This window comes from Chitinophaga hostae, from assembly GCF_018224885.1.
Lineage (GTDB): Bacteria > Bacteroidota > Bacteroidia > Chitinophagales > Chitinophagaceae > Chitinophaga > Chitinophaga hostae.
On the sequence record NZ_JAGTXB010000008.1, the window covers coordinates 78,316 to 97,987 of the forward strand.

The following is a 19,672-nucleotide window of genomic DNA, read 5'->3' on the forward strand; positions in this document are numbered from 1 at the left end:
TTTAACAAAAGCAGCCGACAAAACCTGCAACGCGCTATGGCGTCAGCGGATATATTGTGTATAAAAAAGCCCCGCGAAGAATCGCGGGGCTTATCGTTAACTATGTATCGTCGTATTTAGAATTAATTGTTTCTGATTACTACCACGCCATCAAATACATCTATCAGCACTGGTTTGGACTTATCAATATCACCGGCCAGAATCTTCTTACTTAAGAGGTTTATGATTTCCTTCTGAATAAGACGTTTCAGCGGCCTTGCACCAAACTGCGGGTCGTAACCCTGAACGGAAAGATACTCAAGCGCATAATCTGAGAATTCCAATATTATGCCATTTTTCGCCACCATGTCCTTCAGTTGCTGTAACTGAATGTTAATTATTCCCTTAATTTCACTTCTCATCAACGGCTGGAACATAATCACTTCGTCGACCCTGTTCAGGAATTCCGGACGGATGGTTTGTTTCAGCAGGGACATCACTTCTTCTTTTGTTTTGTCTACGATTTTTTCCCTGTTGGATTCGTTAATGTTTTCAAAATTCTCTTGTATAATATGGCTGCCCATATTGCTGGTCATGATAATAATGGTGTTTTTGAAATTCACCACGCGGCCTTTGTTATCTGTTAAGCGGCCATCATCGAGTACCTGTAACAAGATATTAAAAGTATCCGGGTGCGCTTTTTCGATTTCATCCAGGAGTACCACAGAATATGGTTTACGGCGTACGGCTTCCGTCAGTTGTCCGCCTTCATCATAACCCACATATCCCGGAGGCGCTCCTACCAGGCGGCTCACCGAATGTTTTTCCTGGTATTCGCTCATGTCAATGCGGGTCATCATGTTTTCGTCGTCAAACAGGTACTCCGCCAATGCTTTGGCCAGCTCTGTTTTACCCACCCCGGTAGTACCGAGGAATATGAATGAACCGATAGGCCGGCGGGGATCCTGCAATCCTGCGCGACTGCGGCGGATGGCGTCAGACACGGCGATAATCGCTTCGTCCTGACCTATTACCCGTTGATGCAGTTCGTCTTCCAGGTGCAGTAATTTATCTTTCTCACTCTGCATCATTTTCGATACCGGGATACCGGTAGCTTTGGCTACATTTTCCGCGATATCTTCCGCATCTACTTCTTCTTTAAGAAGACGTTTATGATTAGCAGATATTTTGTTCAATTCGTCTGTTAAATCTGTTACCAGCTTCTCCTGTTCCTTTACCTTACCATAGCGGATTTCCGCTACGCGTCCAAAATCGCCGTTACGTTCTGCCTGTTCTGCTTCCAGTTTCAGGTTTTCGATAGCTGACTTGGCATTCTGGATCTGGTCTACCACTTCTTTTTCTGCCTGCCATTTTGCTTTGAAGGTGTTCCGTTCTTCGCTTAACCGGGCAATTTCTTCTCCGAGTTCACGCAGCTTATCTTCATCATTTTCCCGCTTAATCGCTTCTCTTTCAATTTCAAGCTGCCGTATTCTTCTTTCCAGTTCATCCAGCTCTTCGGGCATGGAATTCATTTCCAGCCTGAGTTTTGCGGCGCTTTCATCGATCAGGTCAATCGCCTTATCCGGTAAAAAACGATCGGTAATATAACGGTGCGATAATTCTACCGCGGCAATAATGGCTTCGTCTTTTATCAGTACATGGTGATGACTTTCATACTTCTCTTTCAATCCGCGCAGGATGGAAATAGCATCTTCTACGGAAGGTTCATCTACCAACACTTTCTGGAAACGGCGTTCCAGGGCTTTATCTTTCTCAAAATATTTCTGGTATTCATTCAGGGTGGTGGCACCAATGGCGCGGAGTTCACCTCTTGCCAACGCCGGTTTCAGGATATTGGCCGCATCCATAGCGCCTTCCATGGCGCCGGCACCTATCAGGGTGTGGATTTCGTCAATAAACAGGATTATTTCTCCATTGCTTTCAGCCACTTCTTTTACCACGCCTTTCAATCTTTCTTCAAATTCGCCGCGATATTTTGCGCCGGCCATCAACGCACCCATATCGAGTGCATAAATGATTTTTGATTTCAGATTTTCCGGTACATCGCCATTAATGATACGATGGCCGAGCCCTTCCACGATGGCTGTTTTACCAACTCCGGGTTCTCCTACGAGGATGGGGTTGTTCTTGGATCTGCGGGAAAGGATATGCAGGGTTCTGCGGATCTCTTCATCACGGCCAATAACAGGATCGAGCTTGCCTTCGCGGGCCATTTCGTTGAGATTCTTTGCATATTTCTGCAGGGTGTTATATTGGTTGCCGCCGGTTTGTGAGTTGACGGTTTCGCCTTTACGGAGTTCTTTAATGGCTGCTTTCAGTCCTTTTTCGGTAAGACCGGCATCCTTCAACAGTTTAGCCGTATCATCGCTGCCGCCGAGCACACCCAGCAGCAGGTGTTCCACGCTTACAAATTCATCTTTGAACTCTTTGATGGCCGCGCCCGCCCGTAAAATGGCGTTGTTGGCTTCACGGCTAAGTGACTGACCACCTTCTCCTCCCACCATACGGGGGTATTTATTTATCTGTTCATTGAGCTTACTGGTTACGAAAGAAATGTTAACATCATTTTTCTTCAGTAAGTAATCAATCGGACTATCTTCATCATTTAACAAGGCCTTTAAGATATGCCCTGTTTCAATAAACTGGTTTTGATTGTTAAACGCCAGTTGCTGCGCCTGTTGCAGTATTTCCTGCGATTTTATAGTGAAATTATTCAGATTCATATTTTCCTTTTTTTGCTCCTTTTTTTGATGTTCTCAAACGTCTTCTGGTAACAACAAACGCTGATCCAATGTTCTTTAATCGGAAATTATGACATATAATACAAACTTTTACTGCATTTTTAGCAGAAAACTAGCTGGGTAACTGCTATTTTTTCATATCGCCGCGGTTGTTTTACCAGATAAACTGATTCCGGTGATGAACCGGTACGATACCGCCTACACTAAATGGGGTTATTGACAGCCAATCGCTTTCTGCCATCCTAAACCGGCAGCCGAAACACCTCAAAATGTTTACATCTCTCTAAAAATCAATGTTTTATCCCTTTACACTTATATTCAAATGGATATCCGCCAGTATTTATGAAGTGATTCAAACAACCCGGGGCACTCTGTTGTTATACAAGTTCCTGCAGACCGTAACTGTGCATTCCTGCTAACAGCCGGATGATGAGTATCATAACTGATCAATTCATTCTTCATCTTTTAAACCCTACAATTATGTCTTTCGACTTACTGGAAAGCGCTAAAAGTATTTTCAACAACAACGTAGTTAGTCAGGCTTCCTCACAACTCGGCGAGAGTGAAGGCGGCATTCAGAAAGCATTAAGTGGTATAGTACCGGTAATACTGGGTGGTTTGCTCAGCAAAGCCGGATCATCCGGAAATGCGGGTGGTTTACTCGATATGGTGAAAGGTGTGGCGGGCGATGCGAATCCGTCTGCTGTCAGCGGCGCCATCCAGGGAGGAGCCGGAGGTTTGCTCAGCAAAGGAGCCGACCTGTTGCGCAGTTTATTTGGCGATAAGGTAGATTCCATTATTGGTATGTTGTCTTCCTTTGCCGGCATTAAAGAATCCTCTGCCAGCACATTACTGCAAACAGCAGCACCAGCAACTCTTGGTACAGTAGGGCAATATGCGGCGCAAAACAATCTTTCACCCAACTCATTTCTCTCCCTGCTGGACTCTCAAAAAGATAAAATTCTGGGGGCTATCCCGGGCGGTTTAAATATTGCCGGCATCCTGGGGCTGTCGAGTCTCAGCGATCTGGGTAAAAAAATAGGCATTACCGGCGACACTGCTACCACTACTGCCGGAGCGGTAAACATTAAACCAGCCGGCGGCAGCAGTAACCGCTGGGTATGGTCGTTGTTATTGATATTGGTGGCCATTATATTACTTTGGTACCTGATGCGCGGTTGCGGCGGCAATAAGCCCGGCGGCACACCGGTAACCGATAGCGTCACCACCAGTCAGCTGGCTGATTCTGCTTCTATGAGTGTTACAGAAGGCGGGCCTGTAGTATCACGTGAAAGCATAAAAGTGACCCTCCCCGATGGCGCTGTACTCGATGCCTTCAAAGGAGGTATAGAAGATCAATTGGTAACTTTCCTGAAAGACGACAGCCGCAAACCGGGTAAAGATGTATGGTTTGATTTTGATAACCTGAATTTCAAAACCGGCAGCGCCGAACTTACTGAAGAAAGTATGAAACAAGTGGGTAATATCGCCGCCATCATGAAAGCATTCCCCAAAGCCAAAATAAAAATAGGTGGTTATACTGATCGCACCGGCGACAGCACTGTGAACCTGCGTTTATCAAAAGAACGCGCGGAGTCGGTAGTAACAGCACTGAAGAAAAGTAATACCAATCCCGCGCAGCTGCTCGGCGCAGAAGGATACGGCTCACAATTCGCTAAGGCAGCGGCAACAGCACCGGATGAAGAAAAGAAAAAAGACAGGCATATTTCGATTAGTGTGAGAGAAAAATAGGACTGTGATTCGTGTGATTCAAATGATGATCCTGATGTGCGAAGATGAAAGCGGATCAGGATGTTATTCGAAGATATTAATAGCCCGCAGTCAAGGCTGCGGGTTATACTTTTTTTAGACGCGGAGTTGATTGGTCAGGATATAAATGTTTCGATCAGGTGAATTGCCTTTTCAATTCCCCCGTAGGTAGCCAGTTTGGCACCATACTTTGCAGCGTTTTCTTTATACCGGCTGTTGCTGAGAAGGATCTTTGTTTTTTGAAGGATCTCTTCAGGATCAAAGTATTTGGCTTTTACCCCGTTCTGCTGAGGTAAAATATACTCGCCCGCCTCCAGTTGTTTGATCCGCCGGGCATTGCTTTCACGCTCTGAAAACGTAGGCAAAATGAGGGACGGCGTTCCTGAAACCAGGCCGGTTTGACAGGAGCCATAGCCTCCGTGGTGGATCATCAGGTCGCAACGTGCAGCCATTGCCAATCCCGGCACAAATGGAACACATTGAAAATTTTCCGGAAGATCGGCCAGCGGGCCTGATAAATGCTGATGCCCCAGCGACAATACCACATGAAATGGCTGATTGGCCAATGCTTTATAACAGGCTATCAACATTGACGCTGAATCGAAAATTTTACTTTTGCCTCCATAGGAAGGATTGCCTCCATAAATCCAGATTAACGGCTTATCGGTTGGTAATTCTTTAAACCATTGAGGAATTTCCACATCCGGGTTTTGCCAGAGGATTGAGCCAACATAATGAAAATTGTGGTCACCTGCCAACGGATCCGTTTCAGGCATGCCCGTCACTAATGTAAGGTTACCCACATTCAATTCTTCTGTCCTTTTTAAGGGTGCAATGCCGTAAGAATGCAGTACTTTATTTATTGCTGGCGTAATAGTTGGTATACCAGCCGGCCGCTGCTTCCACCAAACAAACCCGCTCCCACCGGGCAAGGCATCTCCCTGATTTACCGTTATAAGCGGGATCCCGGCAATCCTGCCGGCGATAGCAGCAAATGGATTCCAGAAATCCACGATCACATCCGGACGGGATTGCTCAATAACTTCCAGGTAGGCCCTGCATTGGGCTTTGACAAAATTGGCATTCAACAAACCTGTCATCGCAAAAGCATGATCCATATTCCAGGTTTCCGCGTTCGCAGCAGCGTATTTAACAGGGATTGATCTTACCAGCTCAAAAAGAAATGCGGCAAGGCTCTTATAGTTCTCTTTAAATTCCTGTGTGCCTGCCTTCCGGACCAATTTCCGGAAGGACAATCCGGAAAATGCAAACTCATACAATGGATGTATCGGAGGTACATTTGTAAACCCGGCTTCTGCGATTACAACTCCCGGAACTTTAGCAGGATGTGAAAACAGCACGGTATGTCCCTTGTTAGCGAGTTCTTTGGCGATGGGCAAAGACCGGGTGAGTAAACCCAGGTCGTTCGTAGGCAACACTGTAAATAAGAAGCGCTTGGGGGACGGCATTTTTCTAATTTACCTAAACTTACAGAAATCTGTCAAAACAGCTGCTTAAAAACGGATGAAAGGCTTGCATAAAAAAACCGCCTCATTGCTAATGAGACGGTTCTTCGTTTTTTATCTTCTCACGCCAGGATCGTCGCCTGCGTCAGCATCTTACTTTACCAGTACCAGCCTATTCCTATCTGACCGGTAAATAGTTGCATAAAACTTCATCAGCTCAGGAAAATCGGCCGCCGGGAAAACGCCTGATTTATGTTCTATTCTTCGTACATAGTTCAGCGTATTTCCTTTTAACGTTACACTGCTGCTATAGGTCCCAAATTTCCCGGACACGGTAACCGGCGCCGGCAGCGATTCCAGCTGGTAGCCATCAGGCAGGGTAATGTTAACGGTATCGATATCGCGATAGGGGAAATCAAACTTGATCTCCGATTTGCGGGTATCTTCTGCGTCGAGTTTTCTGCCACTGCGGGAAAGAATATCCGGCACCAGGAACATTCGTTTACCCGTTACCGTAGCATAGTTATGTCCTTTGATCTGTATCTTCTCCTCAATAGCCGGAATAGCGGTACCCAGCTCTTTATAATGATAACCGGTGATATCATAACTGGAAAGATCGAGTCCTTTCCTGAGTTGTTCCAGTTGTTTTTCTTCGCTTAACACATGGATCATACTATGCAGTTCATCCTGCTGCAAGCCGCTGTGTATTGTAGTGGCGCTGATATCGATATTACCCGCTGAGTCAACCGTGGCTGTAATATTACGGCGTTGTTCATTACAGTCCATGCTATAGAACGGCGTGCGTATCAGCTTACTGTCTTTTTCATCTATCAGTAATACCGGTCTGTTGTCCGTAAATGCGCCGAGATAACCGGCGGGCATTGTGTTACTGGTGCATTCCAACCAGGTGGTATCTTTGGTATCCGGTACACAGAGGATCACGTGATTAAACTGGAAAGAAGGAAAATCTTCCCGGATGGTATGCGCAGCGGGACCTGCTTTTACCAGTACGCAATTGGATTTGATGCCAGCTTCTTTTAACAGTGCCATCATATAGTTCGATAATGCCTTACAATCGCCATACCCTTTTGCGCCTACAAAAGCGGCGTCGAAGCTCTGCCAGCCGCCAATTCCCAGTTGTATGCTGATATAGCGGTAGTTTTGCTGCATGAATTTATAGAGCGCGTTTATTTTTTCCGCGCGGCTGCCAACAGCATCTGTCAACTGATGCACCTTTGTTTTTACATTGTCGGGCAATGCATCGCGGCCTTCATTCAGCTTGTAAATGAAAGTGCCGAAATCCTTCCAGGTGCTCATATTGCCTTTGTATTTCTCCAGTTCAAAATCGGTGGAGCCCAGAAACACGCTGGGAGTACGCCGGTAAAATTCAACCGGGTAAGCTTCGGTCTTCAGCGCCGGCAGCTGTTTCACCTCCCAGGTATATGTTTTGGTATTTTTGTCGGCGGTACTTACCGGCTCGCCGGCATACAGGTAGCTGTGATAGCGCAGTGCGTAATCTGCCGGTACGGTTACCATCAGCTTACTTTGTTCTACTGTGCAGTCAATATCGTCCTGTGGTTGCCAGTATGGTAAGAAGGCGGTGTTGTTATAGCGCAGCTCCACGGTATATTCTACCGTATAGGGGTATACGTTATGAAAGAACTGGTGCCGTTTCATGCGCGCATCAGTCATGAGGCTGGCGTCGTCTACTGCGCTGATATCCCTGATATCGCTTTGTTTCAGGCGTTTGACCAGGTTTCCTTCGGCATCATATAAGGCTCCGCTGATGGAGCGGATATCTCTCAGTTTGTCGTAGTACTCGTATAGTTGCACATCCTCCGCTCCTGCTTCATCCAGCACGGTGGTAACATAATGATAAGTGATACGGGTGTCTGTAAGATCGTTCACTTTAATGATGGTTTCATCCAGTCGCTTTACGAGATGTGCATTCTCTTTCAATGCCGCAGGTATATTCTTAGCCGGATAAGCGGGATCTCCTGCCAGCGCAGACTGTATCGCTATGGTGAGTAAGATTCCTGCGGCTATCGATAAGTGCTTTCGCATGCTTTACTTTTTTCTTTTTAAAACAATTTGCTCCGCCTCCTTCTTTACCACCAGGTCAAAAAACTCACGCAGTGTGCTATAGTCATCCGAAGTAAAATTGGCTTTATTCAGTTTCACGCGGCAACGCAGCTGGATATGTCCATCCTGTTGCTGAATAAGATACTGGAAAAGTCCTTCATCTTCGTTCAGGTTTGCCATGGCCGGTTTCGGCAATTCATCTACTACATATCCTTCGGGAACATCCATGTTAAAAGAATACACTTCATCGAATACGCTGTTCATTTCCACGGGGAACTTGCGTTCCATAGATTTGAAAGGATTATTTTTGGTGGCTTCTCCCAATAAGGGGTTAAGATAAAGCACATCTTCATTTCCCAGCTGCATCTTAAAATCGTATTTTACCATCACGGGTGTTTCGAGTGATTTCAGGTCCTGAATCTCTTTGTTTTCGAGTTCAATTTCACCGGTGTAGCTTTTACCAACCTCTTTAAAAAACTCCTCTATGCTTTTCTCTTTTACTTTTGTGCGGATATCGTAGGATTCAAAGTAGGTGGGCCTTTGCATAAAGGTGCCGGTGATCAGGCCATTCTCCAGTTTGCCCAGCATAACGCTGGTAAATTTCTGTTCTTTCAGGGAATCAGCTCCTAAAAAAACGGGGGTTGCAAATTCATCGACGGTGCGGGCGGCGCCGTTGTAACATGCAGCAGGCAGCTTTCCGAATCCCAGCAAGGGTTCTGAGGCGTCGAGTGTAAGGTATTGATCTCCCAGTGTTACTCCTGCCACCACATAGTTGAAGCGGGTGTATAAAGGATAAAACTGGTATACATAGCCGTTAGCGCGGGTGCTGAGCAAAACCGGGGCTGCCTGCAATCCTGCTTTTTTCAGCATGGCCACCAACAGGATATTTAATTCAGCGACGCTGCCGCTTTTTGTGCTGATGATTGATTTCAATGACTTCTTCATCCACAGGGCACGGTGATCTGTACAGGTGAAATTATCGCGTACCCAGGCGTATATTTTCCCCGCTTTTTCCTGGTCTGTTTTGGTATCTTTTACCAGGTCTTCCACGGTATTGGAGAGGAAGCCATTATTTTTATCCAGGGCGCCGGCCATTTCAGGATCTTTCATCATATCCTTCATCAGGTCTTCCCAGGTGCTTTGCACTGGTTTCCGCGGCTGATCGGGCCAGTTATAAGCAGATAACTGGAATTCTATCCGGCTGATATAATTGTCGGTGGTGGTGATAAAGTTTTCCTCCCGCATAGCAGGTATCTCTTTCATCCCCCATTTGTAGGTAGTAACATTCGGCGTAACGGTGATCGTTCTGGAACTGCCCGCCCCTCCTGCTGATTCTGAGCGGAAAGAAAAGGTGGTGCGACTGGATTCCCTTGTTTTCAGGACAAACGGCTCATATCCCTGCGGGATCAGCATATAGTCGAAATACTCCGGGATAGACACGCTGTATTCGCTCCATAACCTTGGGTATTCTCCCTGGAAATCCCAGGAACGCAGATGATGGTAGTAAGGTGAAGTAATGGTATAAGTATATTCGATAATGGTGCCTTCTTTTACAGCCGGCAGGGTAAATTTCTTTACCAGCAGTGATTTATCCTGTTTATCGCTGAATACACTTTTGCTATCCATTTTTGTTTCCACAATTTCGCCGTTCTCCAGGTTATAGGCGGAGGCCTTCACATGCTCGATTTTCTCTTCGCTGTAATCGCCCTTGTACAGGGGCACTTCAACGGTGGCTACATCGTACCCGTTTTTATCATTGATCCTGATACGGCGGTGCACTTTGTGTACGAGCCGCAGGTCTTTTCCATCGGACTGAAAGGTGGAAGTTCCTATTTCAGAGAGGATGATGGCGTGGGCGCCGGTATCTTTCTCAAAGGCTTTCCCGGTAAATTCTTCCTTGGTAATTTTTCCAAATTTCATTTTGGGCCCTTCCTGTGCTACGGCGTAAAGGGAAAACAAACTGCTCACCAAACAGGTTAGCAAAACAAAGGTATAGCGCATACAGTTTAATTGCATAGGGGATAATATGCGGAGCTAAGGTATAAAAATTCATGTAATTTCGCGGAGATGACCCATACTTTATTCATAAAAGAGCTGGCCAGGGAGCTGGGATTTGATCATTGCGGCATTGCGAAAGCGGTTCAGCTGGATGATGATGCGCGGCGACTGGAAACGTGGCTGAACAAGGGTATGCATGGCAACATGCAATATATGGAAAATCATTTCGATAAAAGAATAGATCCCCGGAAGCTGGTAGATGGCGCCCGGTCGGTGATTACGTTGTTGTTTAACTACTTCCCTTCTGCGCAGCAGCGGGAAGATGCACCCCGTATTTCGAAATATGCCTATGGCCATGATTATCATGAAGTGATCCGGGCGAAATTAAAAACCATGCTGCTAAGGATGCAGGAGCGTATAGGACCGGTACAGGGACGGGGATTCGTGGATTCCGCACCCGTGCTGGAAAGGGCCTGGGCCCGGCGCAGCGGACTTGGATGGATTGGCAAAAACGGGAACCTGATCCACAAACAGGCCGGTTCATTCTTCTTTATCGCCACCCTTATCACCGATATTGAGCTGGAGTATGACGGGCCGGTGGCCGACTATTGCGGCTCCTGTACCCGTTGCCTGGATGCCTGTCCTACCGAAGCACTGGTAGCGCCCGGTGTGGTAGACGGGAGCAAATGTATTTCCTATTTTACGATAGAGCTGAAAGAGCAATTGATCCCGGAAAAAATGAAGGGACAGTTTGATAACTGGATGTTTGGCTGTGATACCTGCCAGGATGTTTGTCCCTGGAATCGCTTCTCCAAAGCGCACCAGGAAGCTGAGTTTTCCCCTATTCCCGCTATTCTCAATTTCACTACCCGCGACTGGGAAGAGTTGACAGAAGAGGCTTTCAAAAACATCTTCCGGCACTCCCCCCTGAAGAGAAGTAAGTTCGCCGGGATCAGAAGGAACCTGGATTTTATCGGCGGTTAGCTTTTCCCACCAGCCATTTGGTCAGATCCGCAGCGGCCTGGTAGTTCTGGTAAGATGCCGGCAGGCGCTTTCCATCTACATATTCGTTATAGAACCAGGGGTCTCCCACGGCAAACACGGTTCCTTTACCTATATGAGACACCGCCATGATTACCACCTCCCCGTCTTTGTAAACGGCCGTTGCCGGGGCGCTGAGGGTAATACTTGACAGCTCCTTGATATATACCTTTTGCACATGCGGAAAAACCGGGTGACCTGCAGGAATATTAAAAGCGCCCTGTTCCCAATTGCGGCCCTGTACCCGGTTGCGGCTGTCGCCATTAAAGTGGATCCCGAATTTTTCGCTGAGTTTATTAAAGTGGTCAAGGTCGGCGTTGGCAGAATCGTTTTCCAGCAATACCAATACCCCACCGGCTTTGACCCAGTTGTAGATAGTGGCGGCATCCTGTTCATTCATGTAATTAGGATGGGGTGATTCCTTTTCCGTATCCGGATCGATGATCATGTAGATATCCGTTTTCTCCAGGTTTTTGGCAGTAGGCCGCACTGTCAGGCTATCCCTTTTCACACCGAGGGAGTCAAAAATGCCTCCCCAGACTGATACTCCGCCGTTATCCGTTTCGTTCCAGATATAGTGCCAGCGGATAGGCTGACCGTCTTTTCCAGCTTTAAACTCGTTATTGTAGTAGTAATCGAGGGTTACGGTTAATCCTTTTCCCGGCTGCTGCTGGGCCAGGGCGGCTATTACGGTTCCACATAACAGCATCATAATTATTGAAATACGCTTCATGGATTTTCAGATTGGCAAAAAAGTACTCAATAATATTTAAAGATTATAGCCGGCGCACACCAAAATTGTCTTGTGCCAGGAAAAATGTGGTCCATAACGGGTTTTCATTTTTTTTAAAATATTGTTTGCTAATTTCTTGACAATCGTTTTAGCTTCACCTACTTTTGTATAGTAGTCGCCGGCTACCCCAATAAAATCGCAGACATCACTTATTATATACCGGTTATACCGGACTATTAACTGATTAACTTTTTATGGACCTGAGTGCCATAACGTGGAATTTTAGCAATAAAGGTCGAATTCTTTCGACCTTTCTTTGTTTATAAACGTTTTGTACTATATTATTGCGCCGTTATAATTGTCAGGTTAACAATTTTTCAACCAAGGAATGTGTACATGAGGAAGCGGGTTTTTATATTCATTTTTTCACTACTGTTTTCAATGCAACTGGAGGGGCAAACCCTCGCCTATCAATTCAACCGGATTGATATTAACCAGGGCTTGTCCAACAACCAGGTGAACTGCATTTTCAGGGATAGCACGGGTTTTATGTGGATAGGCACCGTTTCTGGCCTGAACCGGTTTGATGGCTATCACTTTACGGTATACCGGCATGATCTGCGCGACAGCACTTCCGTTGCAGACAACAGCATTGGCAAAATCATGGCGGGCCCGGGACAGGAGCTCTGGATACAAACACGCAGGGGTATCAATATATATAACCCTTTAACCACCCGTTTTAACCGCCGCCCTGAAAAGATCCTGCAGCAGTGGGGCATCCCGGGCGGTACCATCACGGACATTGTGAGGGATAACGCCGGTCAATACTGGTTCCTGCATCCAACGGCCGGTATTTTCATCACCGGTGGCAGTAATAAAGCCGTTGCGCTTGTTCATAGCGCCGATAGCAGCAGCATAGCTACCAACGGTGTGGCCGCGCTTACGATCAGCAAAGCAAGTGATTACTGGCTATTGCACAGCAACGGTATCCTCGAAAAAATGGATGCCCGCAGTCACCGGGTGATATACCGCAACCACGGCCTCGTGACAGCCGACCATCCGGCCAGGGCATGGACCATGGTGGCCGATAACGATGGCGACCTGTGGATATTCAACGATAATGAAGACAACGGGGTTTACTATTTTGACGCCGCCAAACGAAGCTTCCGGCATATCGACCAGTCCACACCCGGATTGACATTAAACAACAATATTGTACGTGGCATTGTACCTGACAACAATGGACTCATCTGGATTGGTACCGACCACGGCGGGGTCAATATCATTGACAAGAAAAAACAAACCATCCGTTACGTAGAAAACATCAATGAAGATAACCGGAGCCTGAGCCAGAACAGCATCACTACCATGTATAAAGACAATACCGGCATCATATGGATCGGTACTTTTAAAAAAGGGCTGAACTATTATCATGAAAACATGGTAAAATTTCCGCTCTACCAATACCAGGCGTATAGCCGTAACAGTTTACCCTATAATGATGTGAACCGCTTTGTGGAAGACGGCAGCGGCAATTTATGGATTGGTACCAATGGCGGAGGCTTAATCTATTTTGACCGCGGGCGGAATACCTTTACCCAATACCGCCATGAGGCTGATAATCCAAACAGTATATCCGGTAACGTTATAGTGAGTCTTTGTATCGATCATAACCGGCAACTTTGGGTGGGCACCTATTTCGGTGGATTGGACCGGTTCGATGGCAGCAGGTTTATTCATTATAAAAATGATCCCCAAGACAGCAGCAGTCTTAGTGACAACAGCATTTGGGAAGTGCTGGAAGACAGTAAACATCAGCTGTGGGTAGGTACATTGGGCGGCGGATTGAATGTGATGGACCCGGTAACACACCGGTTCCGGCGTTTTCCGCAGGTGCCTTCCAAGTATATATCAGCGTTGCTGGAAGACAAGGCCGGGAACCTCTGGATTGGCACCTCCGAAGGACTGGACGTGCGCAACGGGCAAACCGGCGCTTTCAAACATTACAGCAATGTTCCTTCCGTTAGTGGAAGCCTGAGCCATAACAACGTGGTATGTATATTCCAGGATAGCCGACAGCGTATCTGGGTAGGTACCCGTGAAGGACTGGATCTCTTTAATGCGAAAGACAACAGCTTCCGGACCTTGCGGCAGGAAGACGGGTTGCCGGATAATTCCATCCTGAATATCCTCGAAGCCAATGATCATAGTTTATGGATGAGCACCCCCAATGGGTTATCCAATATGACTACTAACGGTGATGCTTATACTTTTAAAAACTATGATGAATCAGATGGATTACAGGGAAAAGAGTTTAATGAAAATGCCGCGCTGAAAACCAGCCGGGGCGAATTGATCTTTGGCGGTGGTAACGGGTTCAATCTTTTTTATCCGAATGCTATTGCCCTTAATACCAATGTACCGCAGGTGGTATTAACTGATCTGCAGATATTCAACAAAAGTATTTTACCGGGAGAAAAGATCAACGGCAGGATCCTGCTGACCGCTGCTATTCCGGCTACACGCAGTATCACGCTGCAACCGGGCGAAAATGTTTTTTCACTGGAATTTGCGTCCCTGAATTATTTCCACCCGGAGAAAAACCGGTATGCCTATATGCTGGAGGGTTTTAACAAGGAGTGGTTGTATACAGACGGATTACAACGCAGGGCTACCTATACCAATCTTGATCCGGGAGAGTATACTTTCCGGGTAAAGGCATCCAATAATGACGGTGTGTGGAATGATGCGGGGCTTACTTTACAAATCCGGGTGCTGCCGCCGTTCTGGAAAACCTGGCCTGCCTTTCTGTGCTATGCCCTGCTGATATTCGGCGCATTATTGCTGGCACGGAGGATTATACAGGAAAGGGAAAGACTCCGGTTCAGGATGGAGCAGCAAACCCGGGAAGCGGCCCGCATGCATGAGCTGGACAGTCTCAAAATACGCTTCTTCACCAATGTAAGTCATGAATTCAGAACACCACTGAGTCTTATTATTGCGCCCCTGGAAAAAATTGTCCGCCAAACTACAGATACAGGTTTAAAGGGGCAGCTGGAGCTGATGCAGCGAAACGCGCGGCGTTTGCTCAACCTGGTCAATCAATTGCTCGATTTCCGCAAAATGGAGGTGCAGGAAATAAAATTACATGCAACGGAAGGCGACATCATTGGTTTTACAAAAGAGCTGACAGGATCTTTCTCCGACCTGTCCGACAAAAAACATATACAGCTTACGTTTCAAAGCAATGTACAGGCGTTGAATATGTTGTATGATGCCGATAAAATAGAAAAGATCCTCTTCAACCTGCTTTCCAACGCTTTCAAATTTACGCCGGAAGAAGGTAGTATAGCCGTTAACGTTAGCTACGACAGCAATGCTGCACAATTGGAAATAGCCGTTAAGGATAATGGTATTGGTATTCCGCTGGAAAAGCAGGATTATATATTTGAGCGTTTCTTCCAGCATGAAGTGCCCTCTTCCATGGTGAACCAGGGCAGTGGCATAGGGTTATCGATCACAAAGGAGTTTGTAAAAATGCATGGAGGCAGCATCACGGTCGACAGTGCGCCCGAAATGGGCAGTTGCTTCACGGTACTGTTGCCGGTAAAAACTACCTCGGCAGCGGTTCCCGGAAAAATGCAGGCCACTATCCGGGCTGCTACGGTTCCTGTTCTCCCCGCTCCTGTTACCGCTAACAGTAAAAAGCCGGTGGTATTACTGGTAGAAGATAACGAGGATTTCCGTTTCTACCTGAAAGACAACCTTGGTCAATATTTCCAGATCATAGAAGCAGAAAACGGGCAGGCCGCCTGGAAGCTGTTGCAGCATACCCTGCCCCAGCTGATCGTGAGTGATATATCGATGCCTGAAATGGATGGACTGGAGCTGTGTAAAAAAGTACGGTCCCAACAGCGAACCGCTCATCTGCCCATCGTACTATTAACGGCGAGGGCGGAGGAAGCGCAGCAGCTGGAAGCACTGGAAACGGGCGCCACCGACTATATTACCAAACCTTTTAACTTCGAGGTATTATTATCCCGCATTAAAAATATCATTTCCCAGCAATCCTCCCTGCGGAAAACATTCCAGCAGCATATAGAAGCCAATCCCAGCGAAGTGGCCATATCTTCTGCTGATGAGGAGTTTATCCGGCATGCGTTGGAGATAGTGGAAAAGCATATCTCCAATCCCGACTTTTCAGTAGAAGAGTTAAGCAGGGCGTTATTTATGAGCCGGGTATCGGTATATAAGAAGATACTGGCACTTACCGGCCGGTCGCCGATTGAATTTATCCGGGGCATCCGTTTGAAGCGTGCCGCCCAACTCCTCGAAAAGAGCCAGATGACTGTGGCCGAAGTTGCCTACGAAGTCGGATTTAATAATCCGAAATACTTTACCAAATACTTTAAGATGGAGTATGGTGTACTACCATCTGTATATGGAAAGAAGAAATAATGCCTACTTCAAAAGTACATCAGCGTCCAAAACAACATTTCTGCCCTATGAAATAACGAAATGCCACCCCTCCCTCCGGGTGGCAATGGATAATTTTGCCGGACTGATTATCCATCCTTATTATGTTCAAGCACAATTTCAAGAAAAGCAACCGGCTTTACCTGCTGATAGAAGTCTTCCTCTACTTTTTGATCACCGTATCACTGATAGGGTTACTCCTGCTATAACTACATTAAAACCAATCTATTATTTAAACTTCGCTTAACATTTTATGCACTAACCGGCATCATTTCATTACCAACCACGCCCTGGCGATTAACATAATCGCCCTATATCTAAAACATACCGGTACCCTGCGATTGGAGTGCTCCGTTTATTTTTGTTTTCACACGTTTTGAGCTAAACACGTTTTGAAAAAGCTACACCCGTAGTATAACAACCACGTTCAATCAAAGGATAAATCCATTCAGATATGCAGATAAAGCGGGCGATACCGATCGTACTAATGACGCTTCTCACTTCCTGGTGTTATGCCGGTGAGGTAGAGAAACTGGCAGATGGCCTGGTAATACATTTAAAACGACCCGCACCTAATGGCGCCAAACAGGTGAAATTACAGGTGGTTTCCGATAAGGTGATCCATGTAACTGCTACGCCAGGCGACCAGTTCAGCGGCACTCCCAGCCTGATGGCCACCGATGTTGCCGGCAATACCATTAAATGGGATTCGGAAGAAAACAACGAAACCGTAGTGCTGAAAACCGCCAGTCTTACTGCCACTGTGACTCTCAACACCGGTGAAGTGGTTTTCCGTGATCATACCGGTCATATTATATTACAGGAACAGGCCGGCGGCGGTAAAAAATTTCTTCCTGTCAACATTGACAACAAGCCACTATACCGCATCCAGCAGGTGTTTGAATCGCCCGCCGGTGAAGCCTTCTATGGTTTGGGCCAACATCAGACGGGTTTAATGAACTATAAAGACCAGGACATTGACCTCACCCAGTATAATTCTGTGGCGGCAGTTCCCTTTGTCATCTCCAACCGTCATTATGGTATCCTCTGGGATAACTATTCTATTACCCGCTTCGGAGATGACCGTCCCTACGAGCAAATGTCGGCCTTACACTTAACTTCTGCCGACGGAAAAGCCGGTGGTTTCAGTGCAACTTATGGCGACCGCTATAACAATACCGTGTATGTAAAGGCTTTGGAAGACAAGATCGACTACGAGTTCCTCGACCGCTTAGGTAGTTTACCCAAAGCTTTTCCCATGGTAAAAGGGAAAGTTACCTGGGAAGGAACGGTAAACGCGGACGAAAACGGGGAGTATAAATTCTTCATGACTACTTCCGGGTATACCAAAGTGTGGATAGACGGACAGCTGAAACTGGACAGATGGCGGGAGAGCTGGAATCCGGGAGCTTCAGTGTTCCGGCATACCTTGAAAAAAGGACAGCCCACTACCGTTAAAGTAGAATGGATACCGGAAACTGCCCAGTCCTTTATTTCCCTCAAGTTCCTCCCTCCCGTATCCGCAGCAGCAGATAAAATGCGGCTCACTTCTGAAGCCGGTGAAAAAATTGATTACTACTTTATGTATGGTCAAAATATGGACGAGGTGATCAGCGGCTACCGGCAGGTAACCGGTAAAGCCACCTTGATACCCCGCTGGGCATTGGGATTCTGGCAAAGCAGGGAGCGTTATAAAACGCAGGACGAAATTGAAAACACGGTAGCCGAATTCCGCAAACGGAAAATTCCGCTGGACAATATAGTCCTGGACTGGAGCTACTGGAAACAGGATGAATGGGGTAGCCAGCAGTTTGATCCTGCACGTTTTCCTGATGCTGCGGGCCTGATCAAAAGACTACATGAAAAATACCATACCAATTTTATGATCTCCGTATGGCCCAAATTTTATGAGGGAATAGATAATTATAAATTATTTGACAGCAAAAACTGGTTATATAAACAAAACATCAAAAACAGGCAACGCGACTGGATTGGCAACGGGTACGTATCTACGTTTTATGACGCCTTTAATCCTGAAGCGCGAAAGCTGTTCTGGAGCCTGATCAACAAAAACCTGTTCAGCAAAGGGATCGACGCGTGGTGGCTGGATGCAACAGAACCGGATATTTTATCCAATGCGTCTATCGAAGAGCGGAAAACATTAATGAATCCCACAGCGCTGGGTTCTTCCACACAGTATTTCAATAGCTATGCGTTGGTTAATGCGCAGGGCATTTACGAAGGGCAACGTGCCGCCAAACCGGATCAACGGGTGTTCATTCTCACCCGCTCTGCCTATGCCGGCTTACAGCGGTATGCCGCTGCTACCTGGAGCGGAGATATTGCCGCCACATTCGAAGAGTTACGCAGGCAAATTCCTGCCGGTCTTAATTTCTCTATGTCAGGGTTGCCTTACTGGACAACGGATATCGGAGGCTTCTTCGTGGAAGATAAATACGATAAGCCTAACCCGCAGGGGCCTGCGCTGGAGGAATGGCGGGAGCTCAACACACGGTGGTTTCAATACGGCGCTTTCTGCCCGATGTTCCGTTCACACGGACAGTATCCTTACCGCGAAATGTTTAACATTGCGCCGGACAGCAGCGAAGCTTATCAATCCATGCTGTATTATGACCAATTGCGCTATCGCCTGCTGCCATATATCTACTCATTGGCCGGCAGTACTTACCATCACGACTATACGATTATGCGCGGGTTACCGATGGACTATGGCCAGGACACCGCGGTGCTGAATATCCGCGACCAGTATATGTTTGGTCCGTCGTTGCTGGTAAACCCGGTAACACAGTACCATGCACGCAGCAGGGAATTGTATTTACCGGCAGGTAATGGCTGGTACGATTTCTACACCGGCGCCTACCAGGCGGGCGGACAGCACATCACCGCAACAGCGCCTTTACAGCGGATGCCTTTATATGTGAAAGAAGGCGCTATTCTTCCGATAGGTCCGGCCTTACAATATACAAGCGAGCGCAGGGCTGATACCATACAGCTTTATGTGTACACCGGTAAGGATGGTGCATTTACATTGTATGAAGATGAAAATAATAACTATCAATATGAGAAAGGCGCTTACAGCAATATTCCCTTCCGGTGGAATGAAGCTGCACAAACGCTCAGTATCGGGGCCAGAACCGGCAGTTTCCCCGGCATGTTACAGCAGCGGTACTTCCGTGTAACATTTGTGGGCAAAAACACCGCTGCCGGTCCGGACATCCGCAACAAGACAGGTAAAATGATAACATATAATGGAATAGCAAAAACGGTCCGGGCCATCTGACCTGGACCACTATTATTTGAACAAACAGCTATCATTCATACTCCTTTGCCTTAATAAAAACACG

10 protein-coding genes are annotated in these 19,672 nt (G+C 46.8%); 5 read left to right on the top strand and 5 right to left on the bottom strand.

The annotated features are described in order from the left end of the window. Window positions 1-122: 122 nt before the first annotated feature. Window positions 123-2,723, bottom strand: a complete 2,601-nt coding sequence (gene clpB, locus KE626_RS17550) for an ATP-dependent chaperone ClpB (RefSeq protein ID WP_211974230.1) — start codon at window positions 2,721-2,723, stop codon at window positions 123-125. Window positions 2,724-3,221: 498 nt separating this feature from the next. Between clpB and KE626_RS17555 the strand changes: the two genes are divergently transcribed. Further along, a complete protein-coding gene (locus tag KE626_RS17555) occupies window positions 3,222-4,493 on the top strand; it encodes an OmpA family protein (RefSeq protein WP_211974231.1) in 1,272 nt (423 codons plus the stop codon). A gap of 134 nt (window positions 4,494-4,627) precedes the next feature. On the opposite strand, the gene KE626_RS17560 is transcribed toward KE626_RS17555, so the two are convergent. The 3 genes from KE626_RS17560 to KE626_RS17570 form a co-directional block, all read right to left on the bottom strand. Further along, window positions 4,628-5,980, bottom strand: a complete 1,353-nt coding sequence (locus KE626_RS17560) for a glycosyltransferase (protein WP_211974232.1) — start codon at window positions 5,978-5,980, stop codon at window positions 4,628-4,630. Between the two features lie 150 nt (window positions 5,981-6,130). Continuing rightward, the gene (locus KE626_RS17565) at window positions 6,131-8,041 is read right to left on the bottom strand and encodes a DUF3857 domain-containing protein (protein ID WP_211974233.1); all 1,911 of its coding nucleotides are present in this window, start codon (window positions 8,039-8,041) and stop codon (window positions 6,131-6,133) included. A 3-nt stretch (window positions 8,042-8,044) separates the two neighbouring features. Further along, window positions 8,045-10,075 (bottom strand): transglutaminase family protein, encoded by a 2,031-nt coding sequence (locus KE626_RS17570; protein ID WP_211974234.1) that lies wholly within the window; start codon window positions 10,073-10,075, stop codon window positions 8,045-8,047. Window positions 10,076-10,126: 51 nt separating this feature from the next. On the opposite strand from KE626_RS17570, the gene queG reads away from it, so the two are divergent. Then, a complete protein-coding gene (gene queG, locus KE626_RS17575) occupies window positions 10,127-11,041 on the top strand; it encodes a tRNA epoxyqueuosine(34) reductase QueG (RefSeq protein ID WP_211974235.1) in 915 nt (304 codons plus the stop codon). Here queG and KE626_RS17580 read toward each other — a convergent pair. After that, on the bottom strand, window positions 11,028-11,831 hold the full coding sequence (locus KE626_RS17580; RefSeq protein WP_211974236.1) for a DUF4350 domain-containing protein: 804 nt from the start codon (window positions 11,829-11,831) through the stop codon (window positions 11,028-11,030). The two genes, queG and KE626_RS17580, sit on opposite strands and share 14 nt — an antisense overlap. A 441-nt stretch (window positions 11,832-12,272) precedes the next feature. Here KE626_RS17580 and KE626_RS17585 point away from each other — a divergent pair, with 441 nt between their 5' ends. The 3 genes from KE626_RS17585 to KE626_RS17595 all read left to right on the top strand — a co-directional run bounded on the left by KE626_RS17585 (window position 12,273) and on the right by KE626_RS17595 (window position 19,608). Then, window positions 12,273-16,289, top strand: coding sequence for a hybrid sensor histidine kinase/response regulator (locus tag KE626_RS17585; protein ID WP_211974237.1), 4,017 nt, complete (start codon window positions 12,273-12,275; stop codon window positions 16,287-16,289). After that, window positions 16,273-16,554, top strand: a complete 282-nt coding sequence (locus tag KE626_RS17590) for a hypothetical protein (RefSeq protein WP_211974238.1) — start codon at window positions 16,273-16,275, stop codon at window positions 16,552-16,554. The genes KE626_RS17585 and KE626_RS17590 overlap by 17 nt, the downstream gene beginning before the upstream one ends. A gap of 207 nt (window positions 16,555-16,761) precedes the next feature. Beyond that, window positions 16,762-19,608: a TIM-barrel domain-containing protein gene (locus KE626_RS17595; RefSeq protein ID WP_211974239.1), complete on the top strand. Its 2,847-nt coding sequence runs from the start codon at window positions 16,762-16,764 to the stop codon at window positions 19,606-19,608. Window positions 19,609-19,672: the final 64 nt, after the last annotated feature.

Excerpts from the sequence above, each read along its gene's own strand:
- clpB (WP_211974230.1), bottom strand. The coding sequence starts at position 2,723 with ATGAATCTGAATAATTTCACTATAAAATCGCAGGAAATACTGCAACAG.
- KE626_RS17555 (WP_211974231.1), top strand. The coding sequence starts at position 3,222 with ATGTCTTTCGACTTACTGGAAAGCGCTAAAAGTATTTTCAACAACAAC.
- KE626_RS17560 (WP_211974232.1), bottom strand. The coding sequence starts at position 5,980 with ATGCCGTCCCCCAAGCGCTTCTTATTTACAGTGTTGCCTACGAACGAC.
- KE626_RS17565 (WP_211974233.1), bottom strand. The coding sequence starts at position 8,041 with ATGCGAAAGCACTTATCGATAGCCGCAGGAATCTTACTCACCATAGCG.
- KE626_RS17570 (WP_211974234.1), bottom strand. The coding sequence starts at position 10,075 with ATGCAATTAAACTGTATGCGCTATACCTTTGTTTTGCTAACCTGTTTG.
- queG (WP_211974235.1), top strand. The coding sequence starts at position 10,127 with ATGACCCATACTTTATTCATAAAAGAGCTGGCCAGGGAGCTGGGATTT.
- KE626_RS17580 (WP_211974236.1), bottom strand. The coding sequence starts at position 11,831 with ATGAAGCGTATTTCAATAATTATGATGCTGTTATGTGGAACCGTAATA.
- KE626_RS17585 (WP_211974237.1), top strand. The coding sequence starts at position 12,273 with ATGCAACTGGAGGGGCAAACCCTCGCCTATCAATTCAACCGGATTGAT.
- KE626_RS17590 (WP_211974238.1), top strand. The coding sequence starts at position 16,273 with ATGGAAAGAAGAAATAATGCCTACTTCAAAAGTACATCAGCGTCCAAA.
- KE626_RS17595 (WP_211974239.1), top strand. The coding sequence starts at position 16,762 with ATGCAGATAAAGCGGGCGATACCGATCGTACTAATGACGCTTCTCACT.